This window comes from Flavobacterium sp. SP2 (assembly GCF_057626655.1).
In genome coordinates, this window is sequence record NZ_JBVHBT010000005.1 from 182929 (window position 1) to 208105 (window position 25177).

20 protein-coding genes are annotated in these 25177 nt (G+C 33.5%); 9 read left to right on the plus strand and 11 right to left on the minus strand.

All coding sequences use genetic code 11. From position 1 onward, the window contains the following. Window position 1 precedes the first annotated feature (1 nt). Window positions 2-1327 carry an anion permease gene (locus ACZ098_RS11865; protein ID WP_487311965.1) on the minus strand — a complete coding sequence of 442 codons (1326 nt, stop codon included), beginning with the start codon at window positions 1325-1327 and terminating at the stop codon, window positions 2-4. Between the two features lie 26 nt (window positions 1328-1353). Next, window positions 1354-1998, minus strand: coding sequence for a DUF47 domain-containing protein (locus ACZ098_RS11870; RefSeq protein ID WP_487311966.1), 645 nt, complete (start codon window positions 1996-1998; stop codon window positions 1354-1356). 171 nt (window positions 1999-2169) lie between these two features. Between ACZ098_RS11870 and ACZ098_RS11875 the strand changes: the two genes are divergently transcribed. Next, complete coding sequence (locus tag ACZ098_RS11875) at window positions 2170-3798, plus strand: acyl-CoA carboxylase subunit beta (protein WP_487311967.1); 1629 nt, start codon at window positions 2170-2172, stop codon at window positions 3796-3798. 123 nt (window positions 3799-3921) lie between these two features. After that, window positions 3922-5547: a M1 family metallopeptidase gene (locus ACZ098_RS11880; protein WP_487311968.1), complete on the plus strand. Its 1626-nt coding sequence runs from the start codon at window positions 3922-3924 to the stop codon at window positions 5545-5547. A gap of 74 nt (window positions 5548-5621) precedes the next feature. On the opposite strand, the gene ACZ098_RS11885 is transcribed toward ACZ098_RS11880, so the two are convergent. After that, a complete protein-coding gene (locus ACZ098_RS11885; RefSeq protein ID WP_487311969.1) occupies window positions 5622-6662 on the minus strand; it encodes an AMP-binding protein in 1041 nt (346 codons plus the stop codon). 5 nt (window positions 6663-6667) lie between these two features. Continuing rightward, entirely contained in the window at window positions 6668-7573 is a 906-nt protein-coding gene (locus ACZ098_RS11890) for a CPBP family intramembrane glutamic endopeptidase (protein WP_487311970.1), read from the minus strand. Window positions 7574-7641: 68 nt separating this feature from the next. Between ACZ098_RS11890 and arsC the strand changes: the two genes are divergently transcribed. Then, complete coding sequence (arsC, locus tag ACZ098_RS11895; protein ID WP_487311971.1) at window positions 7642-7983, plus strand: arsenate reductase (glutaredoxin); 342 nt, start codon at window positions 7642-7644, stop codon at window positions 7981-7983. A 145-nt stretch (window positions 7984-8128) separates the two neighbouring features. Then, a complete protein-coding gene (locus tag ACZ098_RS11900) occupies window positions 8129-10588 on the plus strand; it encodes a TonB-dependent receptor (protein WP_487311972.1) in 2460 nt (819 codons plus the stop codon). Between the two features lie 67 nt (window positions 10589-10655). Here ACZ098_RS11900 and ACZ098_RS11905 read toward each other — a convergent pair whose 3' ends face one another. Further along, window positions 10656-10823, minus strand: a complete 168-nt coding sequence (locus ACZ098_RS11905; protein ID WP_487311973.1) for a hypothetical protein — start codon at window positions 10821-10823, stop codon at window positions 10656-10658. Between the two features lie 188 nt (window positions 10824-11011). Here ACZ098_RS11905 and fumC point away from each other — a divergent pair, with 188 nt between their 5' ends. Together fumC and nhaA are read left to right on the plus strand one after the other, a co-directional pair. After that, window positions 11012-12409, plus strand: a complete 1398-nt coding sequence (gene fumC, locus ACZ098_RS11910) for a class II fumarate hydratase (protein WP_487311974.1) — start codon at window positions 11012-11014, stop codon at window positions 12407-12409. Between the two features lie 89 nt (window positions 12410-12498). Next, entirely contained in the window at window positions 12499-13656 is a 1158-nt protein-coding gene (gene nhaA, locus ACZ098_RS11915) for a Na+/H+ antiporter NhaA (protein ID WP_487311975.1), read from the plus strand. A gap of 33 nt (window positions 13657-13689) precedes the next feature. Here the strand turns inward: nhaA and corA are convergent, their stop codons facing one another. Further along, window positions 13690-14760, minus strand: a complete 1071-nt coding sequence (corA, locus tag ACZ098_RS11920) for a magnesium/cobalt transporter CorA (protein ID WP_487311976.1) — start codon at window positions 14758-14760, stop codon at window positions 13690-13692. 131 nt (window positions 14761-14891) lie between these two features. Here corA and hutI point away from each other — a divergent pair, with 131 nt between their 5' ends. Then, complete coding sequence (gene hutI / locus ACZ098_RS11925; RefSeq protein ID WP_487311977.1) at window positions 14892-16127, plus strand: imidazolonepropionase; 1236 nt, start codon at window positions 14892-14894, stop codon at window positions 16125-16127. Here the strand turns inward: hutI and ACZ098_RS11930 are convergent. Both ACZ098_RS11930 and ACZ098_RS11935 read right to left on the minus strand, forming a co-directional pair. Further along, a complete protein-coding gene (locus tag ACZ098_RS11930) occupies window positions 16120-17121 on the minus strand; it encodes a hypothetical protein (RefSeq protein ID WP_487311978.1) in 1002 nt (333 codons plus the stop codon). The genes hutI and ACZ098_RS11930 overlap by 8 nt on opposite strands. Before the next feature lie 125 nt (window positions 17122-17246). After that, window positions 17247-18140: a hypothetical protein gene (locus ACZ098_RS11935; RefSeq protein ID WP_487311979.1), complete on the minus strand. Its 894-nt coding sequence runs from the start codon at window positions 18138-18140 to the stop codon at window positions 17247-17249. An 86-nt stretch (window positions 18141-18226) separates the two neighbouring features. Here ACZ098_RS11935 and ACZ098_RS11940 point away from each other — a divergent pair, with 86 nt between their 5' ends. Then, window positions 18227-19273, plus strand: a complete 1047-nt coding sequence (locus ACZ098_RS11940; RefSeq protein ID WP_487311980.1) for a formimidoylglutamase — start codon at window positions 18227-18229, stop codon at window positions 19271-19273. Window positions 19274-19340: 67 nt separating this feature from the next. Further along, window positions 19341-20585 carry a DEAD/DEAH box helicase gene (locus tag ACZ098_RS11945; protein WP_487311981.1) on the plus strand — a complete coding sequence of 415 codons (1245 nt, stop codon included), beginning with the start codon at window positions 19341-19343 and terminating at the stop codon, window positions 20583-20585. Here ACZ098_RS11945 and ACZ098_RS11950 read toward each other — a convergent pair. The 3 genes from ACZ098_RS11950 to ACZ098_RS11960 all read right to left on the minus strand — a co-directional run bounded on the left by ACZ098_RS11950 (window position 20582) and on the right by ACZ098_RS11960 (window position 25024). Then, window positions 20582-22789 (minus strand): ATP-binding response regulator, encoded by a 2208-nt coding sequence (locus tag ACZ098_RS11950; protein ID WP_487311982.1) that lies wholly within the window; start codon window positions 22787-22789, stop codon window positions 20582-20584. The two genes, ACZ098_RS11945 and ACZ098_RS11950, sit on opposite strands and share 4 nt — an antisense overlap. 75 nt (window positions 22790-22864) lie before the next feature. Beyond that, window positions 22865-24559: an energy-dependent translational throttle protein EttA gene (gene ettA, locus ACZ098_RS11955; RefSeq protein WP_487311983.1), complete on the minus strand. Its 1695-nt coding sequence runs from the start codon at window positions 24557-24559 to the stop codon at window positions 22865-22867. 282 nt (window positions 24560-24841) lie between these two features. Further along, window positions 24842-25024 carry a CAL67264 family membrane protein gene (locus ACZ098_RS11960; RefSeq protein WP_487312100.1) on the minus strand — a complete coding sequence of 61 codons (183 nt, stop codon included), beginning with the start codon at window positions 25022-25024 and terminating at the stop codon, window positions 24842-24844. Between the last annotated feature and the right edge of the window lie 153 nt (window positions 25025-25177).

The following is a 25177-nucleotide window of genomic DNA, read 5'->3' on the forward strand; positions in this document are numbered from 1 at the left end:
TTTATAAAAATAATTTCAAAAAGTAATAGGTTAAAGCCGCTAACACTGCGGATACAGGAATGGTTAATACCCATGCCCAAAGTAATTTAACAGTTACACCCCAACGAACAGCAGATATCCTTTTAGTAACCCCAACACCGATAATAGAACCCGTAATTGTGTGAGTCGTAGATACAGGTATTTTAAAGTGCTCTGTTGTAAATAAGGTTAATGCTCCTGCAGATTCAGCAACAACGCCTTCAAATGCGGTAACTTTAGTAATTTTACTACCCATGGTTTTAACGATTTTCCAACCGCCACTCAATGTTCCTAATGCAATTACAGTATAACAAGTCAGTGGTATCCATCCAGGCATTACTCCATCTACCACTACTCCATCTTTTTCTGAAGGAAGTACAACATTTAAATCCAACCAACCAGCAGATAAATCCACATTCGGGTTAGTTTTGATATACACAGCAACAGCTGCAGCAATAATTCCCATAACTTTCTGAGAATCGTTTCCACCATGTCCTAAACTAAAGGCTGCAGAAGATAATAACTGCATTTTTTTTAATACTTTTTCTGCAGTTGCAGTAGAAAAACTACTAAATAGTAAATTAAAAATCGCTATACTGTAAAAGATAAAAGCTACTAAAAACCACTTAATATTATGAGGTTCTGTAATAACACTCCACAAATGACTTTGAAATCTTGGTTTTTTAATATCCTCATAAGAAATCATTACGGAAACTAAAAACCATGAAACGAGAATAATTAATGCTACAGTAACGATTTTCGGATATATATTTTTCTTTGAAGAATACATCAACCATATCGACATAAAATAGGAAATCAACATTCCTAATAATGGAGCAAAAACGATAAAAATAATCACAATAACAACACCAGAAGGCATCAACTCTCCTTCTTTGGCTGCTTTGAACCAGTTTACAATTTTAAATCCAGCATGTTCAGGATCAGTTACGGTAGACAATCCATGTGCAATTGCTGCACCTGCAAAACCACCTATTAAAGTATGCGAAGAAGATGATGGAATACCTTTCCACCATGTAATCAAATTCCAAATTATAGCTGCAATAACTCCAGCTAGAATGGTAACCAAGTCAATACTTGCGGTATGAGCGGTTTTGGCAACAGTATCTGCCACGCCAAATCCAAAAACCCAATACGCTAAAAAATTAAAAAATGCAGCCCAAATAACAGCTTGAAAAGGTGTTAACACTTTTGTTGCAACTATTGTAGCAATAGAATTTGCAGCATCATGAAAACCGTTTATGTAATCAAAAACTAAAGCAAGAACTATAATAACAATTAATAATGTCATCTGTATAATTATCTAATTATTATTACTTACGAGTGTTTAACCGATATTTGTTCCAAAACGTTAGCTACGCTTTTACATTTATCTGAAGCTGATTCTAAAGCTGAAAGCACTTCTTTATATTTAATTATATTCTTTGCATCAGTTTCATTTTCAAAAATATCAGCGACAGCTTTATCAAAAACCACATCTGCTTTGCTTTCCAATTTATTAATTCGCTTACAATATTCAGAAATAGCTTTAAGATTGTTCATATCTTTTAACTCACCAATGGCCAAACCTATTAATTGACAAGCTTCAAGATTGATTTCAGTTAATTTACGTATAGATTTGGTGATTTTCTCAACTTGATACAAACGCATTCTACTCGCCGCACCATGCATATAATCGGCAACATTATCAATTGCTTTTATAAGCGAATGGATGTCTTCTCTATCAAATGGAGTAATAAAATTTCTACTCAACTCTAAATGAGTTTTATGAGTAATCTCTTCAATAATTGCCTCTAACTCCTCTATTTTTTGAAAATATTCTTCACGTTCGATTTTTGGAGCATTTACTGCTTCATGCAGCGTTTCTGCTAAAACAATCAAATTTGCCGAAGCTTGCTCAAAAAGTGGGAAAAACTTTTTATCTTTAGGAACTAAATACTGAAAAATATTATTTATTGTCATTACTTTTTTTATTTTTTGATGCTGCAAATGTATTCATCTAATGTTAAGTGAATATTAACTTATTAAATAATTTATTAAAAAATACTTTTTAACTTGTAAGAATTATTCCTTTTGAAAACGTTTTCGTACTTTAGCAAACCTAAACTATTTAGTATAAAAATTCATTCAAATATGGACCTTAACTTCAATAAAAACGAAGACCACAACCGACTTTTAGTATCCGATTTAAAACAACGTTTTGCCAAAGTAAAACTTGGTGGCGGCGAAAATCGGATCGAAAAATTACATACCGAAGGCAAAATGACCGCAAGAGAACGAATTGATTATTTATTAGACGAAAAAGCTAAAAGTATTGAAATTGGCGCATTTGTTGGCGATGGAATGTATAAAGAACATGGCGGATGTCCTTCTGGTGGAGTTGTAATAAAAATAGGATACATTTCAGGTAAACAATGTATTGTTGTTGCTAATGATGCTACTGTGAAAGCTGGTGCTTGGTTTCCTATCACCGGAAAGAAGAATCTTCGAGCGCAAGAAATTGCGATGGAAAATTCTATTCCTATTATATATCTTGTAGATTCCGCTGGAGTTTATTTGCCAATGCAAGACGAAATTTTTCCAGATAAAGAACATTTTGGACGCATTTTTAGAAACAATGCCATCATGAGTAGTATGGGAATTACCCAAATTGCAGCCGTTATGGGAAGTTGTGTTGCTGGTGGTGCGTACCTACCTATTATGAGTGACGAAGCCATGATTGTAGATAAAACTGGAAGTATTTTTCTTGCAGGAAGTTATTTAGTTAAAGCAGCAATTGGAGAAAATATTGATAATGAAACTCTTGGTGGTGCTACAACGCATTGCGAAATTTCGGGAGTTACCGATTATAAAGCCAAAGACGATAAAGATGCCTTAGACCGAATTAAAAGCATCGTGGGTAAAATTGGTGACTACGACAAAGCTGGTTTTAATAGAGAGAAACCTCAAAAACCTGCATTAGATGAAAAAGATATTTACGGCATAATTCCCAAAGCAAGAACCGAGCAATATGACATGATGGAAGTAATCAAACGATTGGTTGATAATTCTGATATGGATATGTATAAAGAAGATTACGGAAAATCAATTATTACTTGTTATGCCCGAATTGATGGTTGGGCAGTCGGAATAATTGCAAACCAAAGAACAGTATCGAAAACTAAAAAAGGTGAAATACAATTTGGCGGTGTTATATATTCTGATTCTGCTGATAAAGCAACACGATTTATTGCCAATTGCAATCAGAAAAAAATTCCATTGGTTTTTGTTCAAGATGTAACAGGGTTTATGGTAGGTTCAAAATCGGAACACGGCGGAATTATTAAAGATGGAGCCAAAATGGTAAATGCCGTAGCCAACTCGGTTGTTCCAAAATTTACTGTAATTGTAGGGAATTCATATGGTGCTGGAAATTACGCAATGTGCGGAAAAGCCTACGATCCAAGATTGATATTTGCTTGGCCAAGTGCTGAACTAGCCGTTATGGGCGGAACGCAAGCTGCAAAAGTTCTTGCGCAAATTGAAGCGTCTTCATTAAAAGCAAAAGGTGAAGTAGTTGATGAAGAAAAGGAAAAAGAATTATTTGATAAAATCAAAGCACGATACGACGAACAAGTTTCTCCTTATTATGCAGCCTCAAGATTATGGACCGATGCAATTATTGATCCACTTGAAACTAGAACTTGGATTTCTATGGGAATTGAAGCAGCGAATCACTCGCCTATTGAAAAGAAGTTTAATTTGGGAGTTATACAGGTGTAATTTTTTAACATAAAAATCACAAAATAATTTTTATTAAACCTTTTGTGGCTTTTGTGTTTTATTTTTTTTTATTAGTAACAAATTCCAAAAACCAACTACTAATCAATTTTAAATTAAATCATCATGAAAAAAATCTTTATTATTGGTTTAACGTTTATTGGTTTTCAGTCTGTTTCTGCGCAAGAAACCTTCACCAGAAAAGACTCTCTTCAAGGCGGATTACGAATTGAACGAACTAGTTTTGACGTGCAACGTTATGACTTAAACATCAAGGTCAATATTGACGATCGAACAATTTCTGGTTACAACGACATTGCGTTCAAAGTAGTTTCCAACACTTCTCGAATTCAAATTGATTTATTTGATAACATGTCCGTTGATTCGATCATTTTCAAAGATAAAAAACTAGAATACAAAAGAGATTTTAATGCCGTTTTTATAAACTTCCCATCCGAATTAAAATCGGGAAGCAACGAAAAAATCAAATTTTACTATTCTGGAAAACCATTAGTTGCTAAAAATGCTCCTTGGGATGGTGGTTTTGTTTATAAAAAAGATAAAGCTGGAAAACCTTGGGTTGCTGTTGCTGTTCAAGGCACTGGAGCTAGTTTGTGGTATCCAGTCAAAGATTCACAATCCGACGAGCCAGACAATGGTGCTTCCATAAAAGTAGCGGTGCCAAACGGATTAATGAATGTATCCAACGGTCGCTTTTTAGGTTCAGAAGATTTAAAAAACGGCTACACGCGTTGGGATTGGGAAGTTAAAAACCCAATAAATACGTATGATATTACGCTTAACATTGCCGATTACGCTCACATTCATGATGTGCTTGACGGATTGGATTTAGATTACTACGTACTTAAAGAAAATGAAGAAAAAGCCAAAACGCATTTTGAAGAAGTAAAACCAATGTTAACTTGCTTTCAGCAAAAATTTGGAAAGTATCCGTTTTCTGATGACGGATTCAAACTAGTTGAAACACCTTATTTAGGCATGGAACATCAAAGTGCTGTGGCTTACGGAAATAAGTACAAAAAAGGTTATATGGGTTCTGATTTATCTGGAACAGGAATTGGCTTGTTGTTCGATTATATCATTATTCACGAAAGCGGTCACGAATGGTTTGGCAATAGTGTAACATCTAAAGACATTGCCGATATGTGGATTCATGAAGGTTTTACACAATACACCGAAGTAGTATATGTTGAATGCCAATACGGAAAAGAAAAAGCCGATAAGTATGTAAACGGTCTGCGCTTTAATGTTGGAAACAAAACTCCAATAATTGGAAATTACGGCGTAAACAACGAAGGTTCGGGCGACATGTATCCTAAAGGAGCTTTGCTTTTAAACACCATCAGAAATATTATTGATAACGATGAGAAATGGTGGAAATTGATTTTGAAATATTCCGAAACGTTTCGTCACAAAATTATTGATACCGAAACGGTAATTGCCTTTTTTAACAAAGAAAGTGGACAAGACTTAACCTCGGTTTTCAATCAATATTTGCGTTATCCAGCACTTCCAGAATTGATTCTAAAATTGAACAACAGTAAATTAGAATTCAAATGGAAAACCAACGAGCCTAATTTTAAAATGCCCGTTGATGTAAAAATTAATGGAAAAGAAACTCGAATTCATCCCACAAATGAATTTGCAAAATCTAAACTTAAAATCAAATCTTTAAATGAGGTTGAAGTGCTAAAAACTGAATTTTACGTTCGTGTTACCGAAGAAAAATAAAATACAGTTTAATGCTAAAAAAAATGTCTCGATTACTAGTCGAGACATTTTTTTTTATCAAATGAAATGGTAGCTTAATTCAAACTCTCTTTACGAATAATTTTGCCATTTCCAGTTTCTTTAAATTTGGGTACAAACAAAATTTCTTTTGGTTTTTCGTACTTATCTAATACTTTAAAAATTGATTTATCTACCTCAAAAGAATCACCTTCAATAACTAAGATAATTTTTTCACCTAATTCTTTATCTTCTTTAGATGAAATAAAATAACGTGGCGCAATTGTTCCAGCCAATTTTTCTTCTATTTGCTCAGGCAACAATTTTATTCCGCCACTATTGATAACGTTGTCTATTCGTCCAAGAAAAACGAACTGATTTTCATTGGTCAATTCAACCACATCATTAGTTTCAATCAAATCGTCACTGATTCTTGGTGCATGAATTACCAAACAATTTTGATCATCATAAGAAATGGTCACATTAGGCAAAACAGTAAAGGCCTTCTCACCTACTTTTTTAGCAGCAATATGAGAAATGGTTTCGGTCATTCCATAGGTTTCAAAAACTTGAGTATTTAATTGGATCAACTCTTTTTCTAATGCGGCATTTATTTTTGCTCCGCCTACTATCAATTTTTTTATTCGATGCAACTCTGATACCGAATTTTGCGCTTGCATTGGAACCATCGCAGCAAAATCAAACTCACCATCTAAATTCCGTAAAGGATGTGAACTTGGCGCAACAAATTCTAAATCCAAACCAAGAATCATGGCGCGCACCAACATCATTTTACCAGCTACGTATTTCACAGGAAGACAATGTAATGCTTTATTTCCAGCTCTAAGATCAAAGAAATCACCTGTTGCTAATGCCGAATTTACCATGGCTTGCTTATCAACACGAATGATTTTTGGAATTCCAGTTGATCCAGAAGTATGCATTTCTATGAATGATTTTCCATCGAACCAATCTAAAATAAAATCGCCAACAGGTTTTTCAAACTCCTCACCTTCTTTTATAAAACTATAAGCTACACGACATAAATCTTCTCTATCCAAATGAAAACCATTTAGTTTAAACAAATTATGCACGTTTTCGTAAGTCGGATTTATCATTTTTATTAAAGTATTTTGTTAGTATCTAAATTTAAGTTTCCTGTTAGTCGTTGTTTCCAATTGTTCCATTTGTATTTTCTACTAAAGATATATAACAGTATCGGGAAAATTACAAAAACTGGAATTATTATGTCAAATCCTGCGGTTGGTGTTGAAACATCCTTTAAAACTGAATGCGTTTGAAAAGCAGTCCAATCAGAAGTTACTAATAACGCACCAACCAAATTATTGGCGGCATGAAAACCCAAAGCCAACTCCAAGCCTTCATCCATTAGCGTAATAATTCCAAGAAAAAAACCTGTACCTATATAATAAATCATAATAATGTAACCTAGTTTTCCAACTTCAGGATTTGCAATGTGCATCACTCCAAAAAGTACCGATGTAAAAACTAATGGAATTAATCTGCTTTTAGTTACAACTCCAATTCCTTGCATCAAATAACCACGAAACAAATATTCTTCAAAACTAGTTTGCAGCGGAATCAACACTACAGCCAATAAAAGAAAAATTAAAAATGGTACTGGCTTAAAATTGAATTCAAAATCTTGTGGTGATGAATAGTAAGCAACCACCGTTGTAAGAACAGTAACAGCCGACCACAATCCAAATGAAAAGAAAATTCGCATCCAATCCACTTTAGCTCTCGAAGTTGTAAGTGAAACCAAACTTTGCTGATGCACAAATTTTACCCAAAATAGAACCATTAAACAAGCAAATGACAAAGGCGCTACGATTAGTACAAAAGTTGTGTTGACACCAAAATTTTCGATTGTATCGTGTATAGTTTTTTCAGTATCAACTCCTTGCGAAACAAAATAATTCAAAACCATTAGAGATATAAAACCTAAGGGAATGGGCAAATATAAAAACCACTTAAAATTTTTTGTGTGTATTTGTTCTATAAACATACTAGCAATTTTTCTTTGGTCTAAATTACATTATTTATTGCAAATATTACTTCCTTTGTAAAAAAAATATGATTACAATTTACCACAATCCACGTTGCGGAAAATCAAGAGAATGCTTGGCATTTATAGAAAATACAAACTTAGAATTTGAAGTCATCAAATACTTGGATACGCCATTTACATTTGAATCCCTATCAGAAATAGTGCACCAATTAAATATCAAACCAATTGAATTAGTAAGAACCAAAGAGGCAATTTGGGTTGAAAATTACAAAAACAAGAACCTATCAGACAACGAAATTATTGAAGCAATGGTTCAGAATCCAAAACTAATTGAACGTCCAATTGTAGTTCATAATAAAAAAGCTGTCGTTGCAAGACCATTTGATAAGGTAAAAACAATACTGTAATAGCTCCATGCTACAGCTAAAACCAACAAATCATTATTTAGAATTAATAAATAGATGTTTTAACAAACCTTTGTGATTTGAAAATTAAACTATCGTTTAATTTTGCCGTCAAATGTGAGAAAACATTTAATTATTAATCCTATTTATGAAAAACATCAAATTATTGCTAACAATTGGCTTGTTGATGAGTACGTTTTTAAACTATTCGCAAGAAGCTGCAGGTTTTAAAAAAATCAAAATTACAGGAAAAATTGTAGATAAAGGAACCAATCAACCTTTAGAATACGCAATTATTTCTTTAACAAATACCAAAAATCCTAAAGGTAATTCGGGCGCAAGTACCGATGCCAAAGGTGAATTTGTCGTTGAAGTAGTTCCAGGAACATATAATATAAAAGCTGAGTTTATATCTTTTAAATCGCAAGAAGTAAACAATAAATCATTAACAACTGATACTAATTTAGGTACTTTCGCTCTAGCAGAAGATGCCACACAACTTAACGAAGTCGTGGTACGTGCTGAAAAAACTACGGTTGAAATAAAACTAGATAAAAAAGTTTACAACGTAGGTAACGATTTGATGGTCAAAGGTGGAACTGTAAGTGATGTATTAGACAATATTCCTTCTGTTTCTGTAGATGTTGAAGGAAATGTGAGTCTTCGTGGAAATGAAAATGTTAGAATTTTAATTGACGGAAAGCCTTCCAACGCAATTAACATTACTGAAGCATTAAAAATATATCCAGCCGATGCAGTAGAAAAAGTAGAAGTAATTACCAATCCATCGGCACGTTACGATGCAGAAGGTGGTGGTGGAATTTTGAATATTGTACTTAAAAAAGGAAAAACCAACGGGTTGAATGGTACTGTAATTGCAACTACAGGTTATCCTGATAACCACGGTTTAAGTGGAAGTATAAACTACAAATCAGAAAATTTTAATCTTTTCACGACGCAAGGTTACAGTTACCGTAGCAATCCTGGAAATGCATTAACCAATTCTAGATACTTAAACGACTTAAATGAAACCACAAGTTTTGTGGACGAAACTAGAGAAAATGATCGTCTTAACAAAGGCTATAATGGTAATTTCGGAATGGAATGGTTTCTAGACAAAACAACTACTTGGACCAATACTGTTAACTATAGAAAAACAAGTGGTGACAATACTGACAATGTTTTTCAAGATAATTTTGATGCCAATCGTGTTTTTGATTACACAAGAAACCGTGTAAACAATGAAATTAGCAAAAGTGAAAACATTGAATTTGCTACTAACTTAACCAAAAACTTTAAAAAAGAAGGACATAAACTTACCATAGACGGTTCATTTTCTTCTAATACAGATATTAATGATGCATTAATTACTGATGCTGCAACCAATACTAATGTAATTCGTTTAGATCAAACTTTCAATAATCAAAAACAAAATAGAAGTTTACTTCAAACGGATTACGTGTTGCCAATTGGTAAAAAATCACAATTTGAAGCGGGTTACCGAGGAGATTTCTCTGAATTAATTACCGATTATCAAGTTAATATAAACGGAACTATTGATAATAACTTTACCAATGTTTTGCAATACAAAGAAAAAGTAAACGCACTATATACTCAATTCGGAACTAAAGTAAGTAAGTTGTCGATGTTGTTTGGTCTTCGTTGGGAAGATTCTAATATTGACATCAACCAATTAGCAACATCAGATTTTAATAATAAAAGATATAATAACTTTTTCCCTAGTGCCTTTTTTACTTACGAAATTAGCGATAAAAGTAGTGCATCGGTTAGTTACAGCCGAAGAATACAAAGACCAAGAGGACGATTCCTTAATCCATTTGGCGGGCTTTCAAGCAACACCAATATTTTCGTAGGTAACCCAGATTTAGATCCAGCATTTACAGATGCCTTAGATTTTGGTTATTTAAAACGTTGGAGTAAATTAACTTTAAGTACTTCATTATATGTAAACAAAACCAACGATTCTTTTCAATTTGTAAGAAGAGAAACTGGAGATATTGTTAATGGAGTTCCTGTTGTTCAAAGTTCACCAATCAATTTGGCTACAGAATACCGTGCAGGTTTTGAATTTACATTGAACTACAATCCATACAAATGGTGGAAACTTAACAGTAATTTCAACTTCTTTAGAGTAGAAACTCAAGGTGATTTTACCTACACCAATTTGAATAACGAAATAGTAAATCAAAATTTTGACAACACGGCCAACTCTTGGTCAACTAGATTAACCTCTAAAATAAATTTACCTTATAAAATCGACTGGCAAACCAACCTTACTTACAATGGTCCGCAAACCAATGCACAAGGAAAATCACTTGGAATTTTTGCAGCCAATTTAGCATTTAGTAAAGACGTATTAAAGGATAAAGCAACCATAGCATTAAATGTTAACGATCTTTTTAATTCTAGAAAAAGAATTATGGAAACATTCCTACCTGGAATTGTATCATCATACAGCGAAATGCAATGGAGAGAAAGACAAGTAACACTTTCATTCACATACCGTTTCAACAAACCTAAAAACGAAAAAGAAAAACCAAGAAAATCAAACCAAGATAATAACGATGGTGGTGATTTCCCAGGTTAATCACAAAGTAATAGACACAAAAAAAGGTTCGCAATTGCGAACCTTTTTTATTTTATAAAACAAACAATTAAGCTTGTTCTAATGCCTTTTGAGCTTTTTTCTCTTTGTACATTTCAAATAACGCACCACCTATCCAATAGAATACGAAGTGAATTAAAAAAATCATCAACCAGAAACCGATAGTTAATATCGTTAAAAAAGCCAAAAAGCCTAAATACTGAGCAAATGTGAACATGTTCTCCGGATTTTTTGAATTCCTAACAAAAGTAAAATATATAATTACACAAACCAATAAATACTGACAATTATTTTTTTAAAACTTTAAAATTCGTAAATTGTAAATCCTTAAACAGCAGATTTTCTTTAGAAAAAATGTAGCTATTAAAATACAATCCACAAGTAAAAACCTATAAATCAATACCAATGCAATACAGAATCGAAAAAGATACCATGGGCGAAGTACAAGTTCCAGCCGAAAAATTTTGGGGCGCACAAACCCAACGTTCCATCGACAATTTCAAAATTGGTCCAGGAGCTTCTATGCCTTTGGAAATTATAAAAGGATTCGCTTATTTAAAAAAAGCAGCAGCTTACACCAATTGTGAGTTGGGAATTTTATCGGAAACAAAACGTGATGCTATTGCAAAAGTTTGCAATGAAATACTATCCGATGAACTAAATGATCAGTTTCCACTAGTTATTTGGCAAACAGGATCAGGAACTCAAAGTAACATGAATGTAAACGAAGTGATTGCCAACCGAGCACAAGTCCTAGCCGGATTCAGAATTGGTGAAGATGAAGCCATAATCAAAGCTAACGATGATGTAAACCAATCACAATCTTCCAACGATACTTTTCCAACTGCAATGCACATCGCAGCCTACAAAGTACTGGTTGAAAATACAATTCCGTCAGTAGAGCTTCTTCGCGATACGCTGCATCTAAAAGCAACCCAATTTGATACCATTGTAAAAATTGGTCGTACTCATCTTATGGATGCTACGCCACTAACACTCGGACAAGAAATTTCAGGCTACGTGGCACAACTCAACTACGGATTAAAAGCATTAAAAAATACATTACCGCATTTATCTGAAATTGCATTAGGCGGAACAGCGGTGGGCACAGGATTAAACGCTCCAAAAGGTTATGATACCAAAGTTGCCGAATACATTACCAATTTCACAGGACATCCATTTACAACTGCTCCAAACAAATTTGAAGCTTTAGCCTCGCACGACGCAATAGTAGAATCGCATGGTGCCTTAAAACAATTGGCCGTATCATTGAATAAAATTGCAAACGATATCAGAATGCTAGCTTCTGGACCACGATCTGGAATTGGAGAATTATTAATTCCAGAAAACGAACCGGGTTCGTCAATTATGCCAGGAAAAGTAAACCCGACACAGTGCGAAGCGTTAACAATGGTATGCGCACAAGTAATTGGAAATGATGTTACTATTTCGATTGGCGGCATGCAAGGACATTATGAATTGAATGTTTTTAAACCTGTAATGGCGGCCAACTTTCTGCAATCGGCACAATTACTTGGTGATGCATGCAAGTCGTTTAACGACAACTGCGCCATCGGTATCGAACCAAACACTAAAAGAATACAAGAATTAGTAAACAATTCACTAATGCTAGTAACCGCATTAAATACTAAAATTGGGTATTATAAAGCGGCTGAAATTGCCCAAACTGCACATAAAAACGGAACTACATTAAAACAAGAAGCGGTTCGATTGGGTTACGTTACAGCAGAAGATTTTGATATATGGGTACAACCAGAAACTATGGTAGGAAATTCAAAGTAAAAGAAACAAGTAGCAACCATTAGTATTCTTTTACTGAGGAAGTACGAATTATAAAATTTATCTTTGTAAAAAGAATCAAAACAACAAAAATGAAAGTTACTAGAATATTTAACGACTTTTTTCATAGTGAAAAAGCTGGCGGAATAGTTTTAATTATTTGTACCCTAGCTTCATTACTTGTTTCAAATTCTGCATTAGGTGAAAACTACATTCATTTTTGGCATACACAATTTGCAGGTCATAGCATCGAACATTGGATTAATGATGGATTAATGACTATTTTCTTTTTATTAATTGGACTAGAATTGGAACGCGAAATTTACAATGGTGAACTATCTGATATTAAAAATGCCTTGTTACCCATTTCAGCTGCTTTAGGAGGAATGATTCTACCAGCGGGATTATTTTTACTATTAAATTTTAGGACCGATACACAATCTGGTGCTGGAATTCCAATGGCTACCGATATTGCATTTGCACTCGGAATTTTATCTTTATTAGGGAATAAAGTTCCTACATCACTGAAAGTATTTTTAACAGCATTGGCCGTAATAGACGATTTAGGTGCCATTTTGATCATTGCATTATTTTATACCAAAACCCTAATTTGGATGAATCTTATAATCTCATTATCCCTATTTGCATTTTTATTGATTTTAAACCGTTTGAAAGTTCATAATCTTATTCCCTATCTAATTGGAGGCGTTTTCATGTGGTACTTTATGCTAAATTCTGGAGTTCATGCTACTATTACCGGTGTATTGTTAGCATTTGCAATTCCGTTTAGTGCTGGCGATAAAAAATCGGGATCCATCATTTTGCAAAACTTTCTTCATCTACCAGTTGCCTTTTTTATTCTTCCCATTTTTGCTCTTGCAAATACAGCAATTTTAATAAATTCTGATTGGCATTACGCCCTTTCACACAATTATACTGTCGGAATTGCATTGGGATTGATTTTAGGAAAACCAATAGGAATAATGCTGTTCAGTTATGTATCCGTAAAGCTCAAAATTTGTCAGTTACCAGAAGATATCAACTGGAAAGCCGTTTTTGGTGTTGGATTCCTTGGTGGAATCGGATTTACAATGTCTATTTTCATAACACTTTTAGCCTTTTCAGATGCCGAACACATTGACAATGCAAAAATTATGATACTAGTTTCCTCATTAATTGCTGGACTTTTTGGATTTCTTTATTTAAAATCAGTTCTGAAAAATGAAGTTGTCGAAGAGCTTTTAGATTAATTCAAAATTTTTAATTCTTAATTTTTAATTAATTCAATACCATTTTTTCTTTTTGAAATAATAAATCATCCCTAAAAGAAGTAAAACCATAAATCCTAAAATAGTAAAATAGCCATACTCCCAATGCAGCTCGGGCATGTTATCGAAGTTCATTCCGTAAACGCCTACAATAAAAGTAAGTGGCATAAAGAAAACCGAAACCACGGTTAGAGTTTTCATAATTTCATTCATTTTATGACTTTGCGTAGAAAAATAAAAGTTGGAAGCACTGTCTAAAGTTGTCAAATCATATTCTATTTGTTCCAATAGTTCTAATGATTTTTGATGTAATCGGTCAAAAAACGTAAAATTCTTGTCTTCAATTTCATTAAAAATTTCATCATCTTTGATGCTTTTTATAGCGTACAACGAATCGCGTAACGGTATAATGGAACGTTTTAAAAAATTATAATTGTCGCGGTGCTTTTCTACCTGAATTAAAACTTCTGGATTGGTACTTGTTTTAGAAATATTGATCAACTCTTCTACCTTATCTTCCTCACTTTCAATAGTGATATAAAAATTTTCCATAATGGCATCCAAAAGCAAGTACAACAAATAATCTGCTTTCTTCTCTCTTACAATTCCTGAATGTGTTCTGATGCGTTCGCGGATGTGGAGAAAAAAATCACTTCGTTTCTCTTGAAAAGACAATAAAACGCCTTTTTTTAATAAAAAACTAATTTGTTCAACGGCAATTGTATTCGAATCTTCGATTGGTAAAAGTGATTTTATATTGAAAAATAAAATATCATGATACTCGTCTAATTTGGTTCGTTTGGTTGTATTTAAAATATCGCCTAACATAAAATTATCAACATCAAAATTGGTTCCAATTGCTTGAATAATAGCAATATCGTTTAATCCATGTACGTTCAACCAATTCACTTTACTGTAATCCAAACACTGTTGCAAATCTTCCGTAACCAAATGATTGTATTCAACAAGACTTTCGCTATCGTAAACAAATAATTGCATTTCGGTGGCGATATTCTTGTGAACACCAGTATAATCTAGAAATGTTGGTACTACTTTACGACCTTTTTTATATTTAATTTTTCTCACGAAACTCAATTTTTTTATAAATTTAGAAATAATAATTATTTTCAAACTAATTTTACCCGAAATCTAACACTATTGCTTTGAAATAATATCAATTTAAAATTAAAATTGAAAAATACGATTAAAAAAAACAAATGAAAACCATCATTACTAACATAAAAGAGTTATTACAGGTTCGTGAAGCCGGAATTGATAAAGTTTCTGGACAAGAAATGGCACAACTGCCTTCCCTAAAAAATGCCTATTTAGTATTTGAACACGATACAATAACTGATTTTGGATTGATGGATCATTGTCCAAAAACACCTTTCGACAAAACCATCGATGCCACAGGTAGAATCGTACTTCCAACATGGTGCGATAGTCATACACACTTGGTGTATGCAGGAAATCGCGAACAAGAATTTGTAGATCGAATTAACGGCATGAGCTACGAAGAAATAGCCAATCGTGGTGGCGGAATTTTAAATTCGGCGGCTAAACTCAATCTAACTTCTGAAGAAGAAATTTACAACCAATCTAAAATTCGTTTAGAAGAAATCATGCAACTCGGAACTGGAGCAATTGAAATCAAATCAGGTTACGGATTAACGGTTGAAGGCGAATTAAAAATGTTGCGGGTTATTAAAAAACTTTCTGAAAATTATCCCCTAAAAATAAAGGCTACTTTTCTTGGTGCGCATGCGTTTCCAATAGAATATAAAGAGAATCATGAAGAATACATTAACTTGATTATCAAGAAAATGCTACCTGCTATTGCTAGTGAAAGTTTAGCCGAGTATATAGATGTTTTTTGTGAGTCGGGCTATTTTTCAGTGAATGAAACTGAACGCATCATGGAAGCTGGAATCCAACACGGATTAATACCCAAAATTCACGTCAATCAGTTTAATACAATTGGAGGAATACAAGCGGCTGTGAAATACAAAGCACTTTCGGTAGATCATCTAGAAATAATGACCGATGAAGATATCGAAGTATTAAAGAACACCGATACCATGCCTGTTGCTTTGCCAAGTTGCTCCTATTTCTTAAGCATTCCGTACACGCCAGCGCGAAAAATGTTACAGGCAGGATTACCGTTAGCTTTGGCTACCGATTTCAATCCCGGTTCAACTCCATCAGGAAACATGAATTTTGTAGTATCTACAGCTTGCATTAAAATGAAAATGACTCCTGAAGAAGCTATAAATGCAGCAACAATCAATGCTGCATATGCTATGGGAATTTCAGATTTGTATGGAAGTATAACTCTAGGTAAAAAAGCTAATGTAATTATAAGTAAGGAAGTTACATCATTTTATCAATTACCTTATGCTTTTGGAAGTAACCTTATTGAGACGGTAATAATAAACGGACAAACTATTTAAGCTGAATACTTGTTTTGCCAACCAAAGCATCTCGATCAAATATATTGACAAAGTAGTAGCCTTTTTCAAATTTTGCGTTTAAAAATTCTTGCGACACTTGTACCGATTGCCCATCATAATTGAACGATTTTGAAAAGCTATACGTCAACGCCTCATTGTCAAAATATTCGGTAATGCGTTTTCCCATAACATTGTTTTTATTATTTAAAATCTGAAAATAATAGGTCTTTTCTCCTTCTCCAAAGTTAGAATTTCCATCGATGGTAAAAGAAATTTTGATAAAATCAGTTTTAGAAGCAGCATCAGTTGGCACTTTTTTCGTTGCCGATTTCGAATTGTAGGCAGTAGCTGCAACATCAGACAACGTAATCTTCACATATTTGTTATTTCGGCGAGGTGTAGTTTCCGATTTAGAAATTGTAGCTTCTTCTTTTGAAGTTGAACTTTTACCTGCTTGTGCATCCGATTTAGGAACAAAATCCTCATTCTTCGAAATTGGATTTTCTTTTTTACTTGCTACACCTTCGTTTTTATTAGGTGCAACATCTACTATTTTCTTGAATACTGGTTCATTTTCTAAATTGGGCTTATTTCCTTTTTTAGTAATTGCAACTGATTTTTTTGATTTTAAAACAACAATCTCATCAACCAAAATTTTCATTTTAGACTCCAAATTCTGATATTGTGTTTTGTATTTAATCAAAGCGTCGGCGTCGCTTTTAGAATCTTCTAAAGCACGTACTAAAGCTTCAATACTGTCTTTCTGTATTTGTAACGAAACATAGTTGTTGGTTTTATCTGCAATTTTGGTATCGTACAACTGCTTTAATGCTTCAATTTCTTTTAAAACCTTAGCATTTTCGGCACTATTATTTGAATTATTCGCAGCACCATTTCCTTCATTAGCAATAATATAACCGATACTGCCTGCAAGTAGCAAAATCAAAATTCCAATAATCCCGATAAGAATAGAAACATTTCTTTTGGTTGACATAATGAGTTGTTAAGCAACACAAATTAACAGTAAATTGCTTGTTTACAGCGTTGATAAACTGGCAAGTTATAAACAAAAAAAAGGTGTGAATCAATCACACCTTTCTTAATAATTTTAATAGTATCTTATTTAAGAGTAAAACTTGATCTTGAAACCAATTCGTTTTTATCGAAAACATTTACAAAATAAGTCCCTTTTTCAAAACTTTTGCCTGGTAATTCTTCTGATACTTGAACAGTTTTATTTTCAAACTGAACTACAGTGCTAAAACTGTAAGTCAAAACTTCTGAACCAAAAGTCACCGTTTCTTTATTTCCAAGTACATTGTTTTTAGCATCAATAACTTGAACATAATACGTTTTATCACCTGATTTTGCTACTTGATTTTCAGCAATTGTAAAAGTTACTTTCAAAATATCGGCTCTGCTTGCTTTTTCAGTTGCAATTTCTTTACCCGAGCTTCTTTTTTTGAAAGCTGCTGTTTTTAAATTCAATACCGTTAGTTTAGATGCTTTTTCAACAGTTTTTGTAAGTTCTTCATTTTGACCTACTAAAGTTTGGTTGTAATTTTTAGATTCTTCTAAAACCACTTTGGTACTATCAAGATTAGTAGTCAACGTTTGATTCTGTTGTTTTAAAACTTCAACTTCCTGCATCAATGTTTTCATTTTTGCTTGCAAATCGTTGTATTGCTGTCTGTATTTTTTTAACGAATTTACATCACCTTTAGATTTTTCTAAATTTGCCATCAACGTAACTATTTTCTCACGTTCTGCAACCAATTCGTCAGACATCGATGTGTTTTCTGCAATTGCAGCATCATACGTAGCTTTGAGTTCGCCCAAGTCTTTCATTACACTTTCCTTTTCGCTTAAAGTTTTTGTAACAGTAGTTTCTAGTGTAGTAGTATCATTTGTAAGTTTAAAAATATAAATTAAACTTCCTGCTAACAGTAACGCTAACACAATTACAACCGCTTTTAACGAAGAATTGCTTTTTTGATTTTCTTGATTTTCCATAGTTTTTCTTTATTCAAATTATTTATAAGTTTAGAAAACGTAAATTTACGCCAAATTATTATTATTTTAAGATAAGTTTAATATTTATGGACAAATTAATTCGGTTTACACTCTCAGATTTATCAAAGGCTACCAATTATAGAAGTGGTGAAGTAAAGTTCGGAGAAAAAATGACCATCATTCCACCCGATCAAGAAATCTTGCCCTTTTTAATTGCTCGCGAGGAACAATTTGTACTGTTCGGAATTCCCGAAGACATTGGCGTACGCGCGAATTACGGTCGTCCGGGAACTAACTCGGCATGGGAAACTGCCATAAAAAGTATTGCCAACATTCAACACAACCGTTTTAATAAAGGTTCCAATATTATTGTTTTGGGCGAATTGGATGTTACCGAAGAAATGCATGCAGTACAAGGTTTGGACTTTAATACAACCGAAGATCGAAAAAAAATGAGCGATTTGGTCGTGAAAATAGACAAAGAAGTCGCCCATGTGGTTACTCAAATTGTTAAAGCGGGTAAAACTCCAATCATCATTGGTGGCGGACATAATAATGCCTACGGAAATATCAAAGGAACTGCTTTGGCAAAAGGTAAGCCTGTAAATGCAATCAATTTTGATGCGCATTCAGATTTTAGAATTTTGGAAGGACGTCACAGTGGCAACGGTTTTTCTTATGCATTTGAAGAAGGGTTCTTAAAGAAATACTTCATTTTCGGATTGCATGAAAGTTATACATCCAAAAGTGTGTTAACCGAACTCAAGAAATTGCAAGACCGCGTGCAGTTCAACACCTACGATGAAGTGAACATTCGAAGAGAAAAAAACTTTGAAGACGAAATGCGATTTGCGAAAATGTTCCTCAATAATGATTTTTTTGGAATTGAAATAGATTTAGATGCCATTCCCAATATTCCAAGTAGTGCCATGACTTGTAGCGGTTTTTCAGTAGAAGAATTGCGCCGATTTGTATATTATTTTGGAAAGAATGAAAATGCTACGTACTTACACATTTGCGAAGGCGCACCAAGTTTAGACAACGAAAAGAACAGCCATTTGGTAGGAAAATTGATTGGATATTTAGTAACCGATTTTATAAAAGCTAAAACAGCTCTACAAGATAAATTCTAAAAATACTTATCCATAAATAAAGCCTATCTTTGCAAAACGGCAAAGCCGATTATACGAAACTACATTTATGACATTTAGCGACTTACATTTAATACGAAATATTCAACAAGCACTTGTTGAAGAAGGTTACGAAAATCCTACACCTATTCAAGAACAAGCCATTCCAATTATTTTAGAAGGAACCGACTTGGTAGGTTGTGCGCAAACAGGTACTGGAAAAACAGCAGCATTTGCAATTCCGATACTAAATTATTTACACAAAATTACAGGCTCATCATCCAAAAGAAAAGTTATCCGAACACTTGTGGTTACGCCTACTCGTGAACTTGCAATTCAAATAGATGAAAGCTTTAATACTTACGGAAAATACACCAACATCCGATCGATGGTAATTTTTGGTGGCGTAAACCAGATGGCGCAAGTCGATCAATTAAAAAAAGGCATCGATATTTTAATTGCAACACCTGGCCGACTTTTAGACTTACACAAACAAGGATTTATAGATTTAGACTCACTACACTTTTTAGTTCTTGATGAAGCCGATCAAATGTTGGACATGGGCTTTATCAACGATGTAAAGAAAATTGTAAAACTTACACCCGATAACCGTCAGACCTTGCTATTCTCGGCAACAATGCCAATGGCAATTAGAGAACTTGCAGATACTTTTTTGAGAAAACCAAAATACGTTTCGGTTACACCAGTTTCTAGTACTGCCGAAAATGTAAATCAAAAAGTATATTTTGTTGGAAAAGGAGACAAAAGAAAATTATTATACCACATCATCAGAAATGATAAAATAGACAATGTATTGGTGTTTGTAAGAACCAAACATGGAGCCGATAATGTGGTGAAAGCTTTAAAGAAAAATGGTGTTTTGGCTGAAGCTATTCATGGCGACAAATCGCAAAACGCTCGTCAGCGCGTATTGGAAAGTTTTAAAAACAAAGAAATTTCGGTACTTGTTGCTACCGATATTGCGGCACGTGGAATTGATATAGAAAGTTTGCCTTATGTTGTAAACTTAGATTTGCCTAACATTCCGGAAACCTATGTACATCGAATAGGAAGAACAGGTCGAGCTGGTAATAGCGGATTGGCAATTTCATTTTGCGCTAAAGACGAACAACCGTATTGGAAAGACATTCAGAAATTGATTAAAATGGATATTAAAGTTGAAAAGGAACATCCCTATCCTTACACCGACTTACCTGAAAATCCAGATGCTAAACCCGATTTGAGAAATAAAAATAAAGAAAGTAATTCGAGAAAATCGGCTGCTTCGAAACAAAATAAAAAACGCTGGTATTAATCAGCGTTTTTTTTGTTTACTAAATTGGTGATGATTTGAAAAAGCTTCGCCGAGTCAAACGGTTTTACAATTATATCATTCATTCCTGCAGCAAGCGCATCTTCTATAATTTCCTGTTTATCAAAAGCGGTTAAAGCTATTATTGGAATTTTCAATCCTTTTTTTCGAATGAGTTTTGTAGTCTCAAATCCGTTGATGACTGGCATGTTAATATCCATTAACACCACGTCAAATTGTTCGTTCTCCAATAAGTTTATAGCCGCATAACCGTCTTCTAAAATAGTGGTTTTAAAATTGTTGTTTTCCAGTATCTTTCTAGTTATCAATTGATTAATTTTGTTATCTTCAACTACCAATATTTTGTAAAATTGATGCACTGACAGATCAACTTCGATATTATTGATAATACTATTTTTAGAATTTTCGTCGGCTTCGAACCCAATGGTAAAATAAAATGTGGTGCCAACACCTTCTTTACTTTCTAGAGAAATGCTGCTATCAAACAATTCTACCAACTTTTTTACAATTGACAATCCCAATCCTGTTCCTTGGTAGTCGCTTTCTTTGCGTTCTATTTGAACAAATTTTTCAAATATTTTTATTTGATCTTCTGCAGCAATTCCAATACCATTATCGGCTATAGCAAATTTAACGTAATGCTTTAGATTATCAAATTTATCAAAAGAAGCCGTAATTTTTACTGTTCCATCAGTAGTAAACTTAAGTGCGTTACTCACCAAATTCATAAAAATCTGCGCCAATCGAAGCTTGTCTCCTATCAATAATTCAGGTATTTCGGGATCAATTTCGACTTCGATTTTGTTATTATTTTTAATCGCAATAAATTCTAACGAATCCGAGATTGTTCTCAGTTCATCTTCCAAGCTAAATATTGTTTTTTCAATCGTAATTTTGTTTTCTTCAATTTTATTAATTTGAAGCAAATCATTGACTAGCGAGAGTAAATATTTGGCAGAAAATTTCAAGGAATTCAAATGCGGACTGTTTTCTAATTCCTTATGCTCATCTAAAATAATATTGGTAATCCCAACTACACCGTAAAGCGGAGTTCGTAACTCGTGACTGATGGTTGCCACAAACTGCGATTTCAATATCGAAGCTTCTTCTGCTTTTTCTTTGGCTTCTTTCAAGTTAGCATTCGCAATAGTCAACTCTTTGTTTGACAAGGCTCGTAACTCATTATTGCGGTATAAAGAAGTTAGAAACAATACTAAAATCAAAAATATAATGGCAAACAGAATTACAATTAATTTGGATTCTTTTAAGTCTTTCGATTGTTTGTGCTTTTCGCCTTCAATTTTATCAATTTGACGCTTGTATTCCTCGGTCTCAATTTCACTACCCGAAATTTTAACTTTATTGGTTCGATCGGCATTGTAAATTTTTTCTTTCAGCTCTTTGTGTAAGCTCAAATAGTAATGTGCTTTTTCAAATTGCTTAGTACCTTTATAATGTTCTGAAAAATCAAAATATACATCGGCAATTGTAGCATCGATAACGCCCGATTTGCTTTGCTTTCCTAACTTAATAGATTCGTTAAAAAATAATTCAGCCTTTATATTATCTTTAAGATGACTATAATAAGAACCGTACTGTGTACACATCATGATTTTAGCTTCCAACTCATCGCTAGCTAGAATAGCATCTTTTGCACTATTCAAATAGTATAAACCGGATTTAAAATCTTTAATGGCAAAGTAGGCCGACGAAATATTTAATTGAGTATAAAGTACCTCAATTGGATCTTTTATTTTTTGAGCAAAGAGTAATCCTTTTTTATAATATGCAATCCCTTGTTTAAAATCAATATCGCGGTATGTGTAGGCGTTTCCAAGATTGTTGTAAATCCAATCTTTGATGGAATCATTTTGAGTTAAGTTGGCATGATACAGCGCTTTGTTGTAGAAATCGATAGCTTTTTTAACATCATAAAACTCTTCAAAATTAAGACCAATGATGTTATATGCTTTGGCCATCAAAACATCGTCTTTTATTTGATGCGATTGCTCTAAAGCCAATTTTGACAGTTTTAAAGATTTTTCAACTTCAAGATTCACAAATGCCAAACCTGCATTGCGTAACTCGGTATTGATTACCTTTTTGGAAACCAAATCAATTTGTGAAAATGTAAATTGACTACAAATTAGTACAAAAAATAATACTATGAATTTCTTAAATTTCAATACGGTTGGGTTAAATTGGTTGGTTAATTAAATAAAAAAATCCCATTATAAAATGGGACTTCTTTACAAATATACTTAATTTCTTATTAACTTTTTATATTTTAAGCGCTTCGGTGTCAAATCGCCACCCAAACGTTTTTTCTTATTCTCTTCATATTCTGAGAATCCACCTTCAAAATAGTAGACTTGAGAATCGCCTTCAAAAGCTAGAATGTGGGTACAAATTCGATCTAAAAACCATCTATCGTGAGAAATAACAACAGCACAACCTGCAAAGTTCTCCAATCCTTCTTCCAAAGCACGCAGTGTATTAATATCCAAGTCGTTGGTTGGCTCATCTAGCAAGAGTACATTTCCTTCTTCCTTTAAGGTCATTGCCAAATGCAAACGATTACGTTCACCACCAGAAAGTGCCGATACTTTTTTGTTTTGTTCGCTTCCTCCGAAATTGAAACGTGACAAATAAGCTCTTGAATTGACTTGTCTTCCACCCATCATTATTAATTCCTGACCATCACAGAAATTTTCCCAAATTGACTTATTAGGATCAATGTTCGAATGCGATTGATCTACATAAGCAATTTTTACAGTTTCACCAGTTGCAAATGTTCCTCCATCTGGAGTTTCTTCGCCCATAATCATTCTGAAGATAGTTGATTTTCCAGCTCCGTTTGGCCCGATAATTCCAACAATTCCTGCTTGTGGCAAAGTGAAATTCAAATCATCATACAATAATTTGTCTCCAAAAGCTTTGGCAACGCCTTTCGCTTCGATAACATTAGTTCCTAAACGCGGTCCATTAGGAATGTAGATTTCTAATTTTTCGTCCAGTTCCTTTTGGTCTTCATTCAATAATTTATCATAATTCTGCAAACGCGCTTTTTGTTTCGTCTGTCTTCCTTTAGCACCTTGACGAACCCAATCCAACTCACGTTCTAAAGTTTTTCTACGTTTGGAAGCAGTTTTTTCTTCTTGCTCCATGCGCTTAGATTTTTGATCTAACCAAGAAGAATAGTTTCCTTTCCAAGGAATACCTTCACCTCTATCCAATTCTAAAATCCAACCAGCAACATTATCCAAGAAATATCTATCGTGTGTAACTGCAATTACAGTTCCCGCATATTGCGCTAAATGTTGCTCCAACCAAAGTACCGATTCGGCATCCAAGTGGTTGGTTGGCTCATCTAATAATAGAACGTCTGGTTGTTGCAATAATAGGCGACATAAGGCTACTCGACGACGTTCTCCTCCAGACAGATGTTTAATTGGAGTATCTCCTTCTGGAGTACGCAGCGCATCCATAGCAATTTCGAGTTTGGTATCCAATTCCCAAGCACCTGACGCATCAATTTTATCTTGCAAATCGGCTTGTCGGTCCATCAGTTTCTGCATTTTATCAGCATCTTCGTATACTTCTGGCAAACCAAACATGTCGTTGATTTTATTGAATTCTTCAAGAACAGCAACCGTTTCAGCTACTCCTTCTTTTACGATTTCAATTACAGTCTTGGTATCATCCAACTGAGGTTCTTGTTCTAAATACCCAACAGTATAACCTGGTTGGAATACCACATCACCTTGGTAGTTTTTATCTACTCCTGCAATGATTTTTAATAAAGATGATTTTCCCGAACCGTTAAGTCCTAGAATTCCGATTTTGGCACCATAAAAGAAACTTAAATAAATGTTTTTCAACACTTGTTTATCACTTCCTTGATACGATTTACTCAATTTTTGCATTGAGAAAATTACTTTCTTATCGTCTGACATAGTATGTGTATGATTTTAGATATTAGATTATAGATATTAGATTTTAGATTTCAGATTTTAGATTTCAGATTTTAGATTTCAGATTTTAGATTTCAGATTTTAGATTTCAGATTTTAGATTTCAGATTTTAGATTTCAGATATTAGATATTAGATATTAGATATTAGATTTCAGATTTTTGATATTAGATTTTTGATATTAGATTTTTGATATTAGATTTTTGATATTAATTTTTAATTCTTAATTTTTAATTCTTAATTCTTAATTTTTAATTCAAATCTCATTAAACTCTACCTTTTAAAGAGCTGAAAACCCATGCATTGGCTAAAAACCCGATGCCGACCGTAACAAAACCCCAACCTGCAATTTCATTATATCGAAATGCACCTAAAGCAATCAGAGTCAACCCCATGATAATCATGATAAAGGTAGCCCATCCCAAAACTGTATTTTTATTCATTCCCATAATCACTTTTTTTATAAAATTTGGAATGCAAATATCGTAAATATCACTTTAAATTGAGGTGTTTAAAAATTAAAATTTAGCACAAAAACCAATTAAAAATTATTTTATTTCAAAAAGTGAAGAATTCGATTTGTATTTCTAAAAGAATCCTAT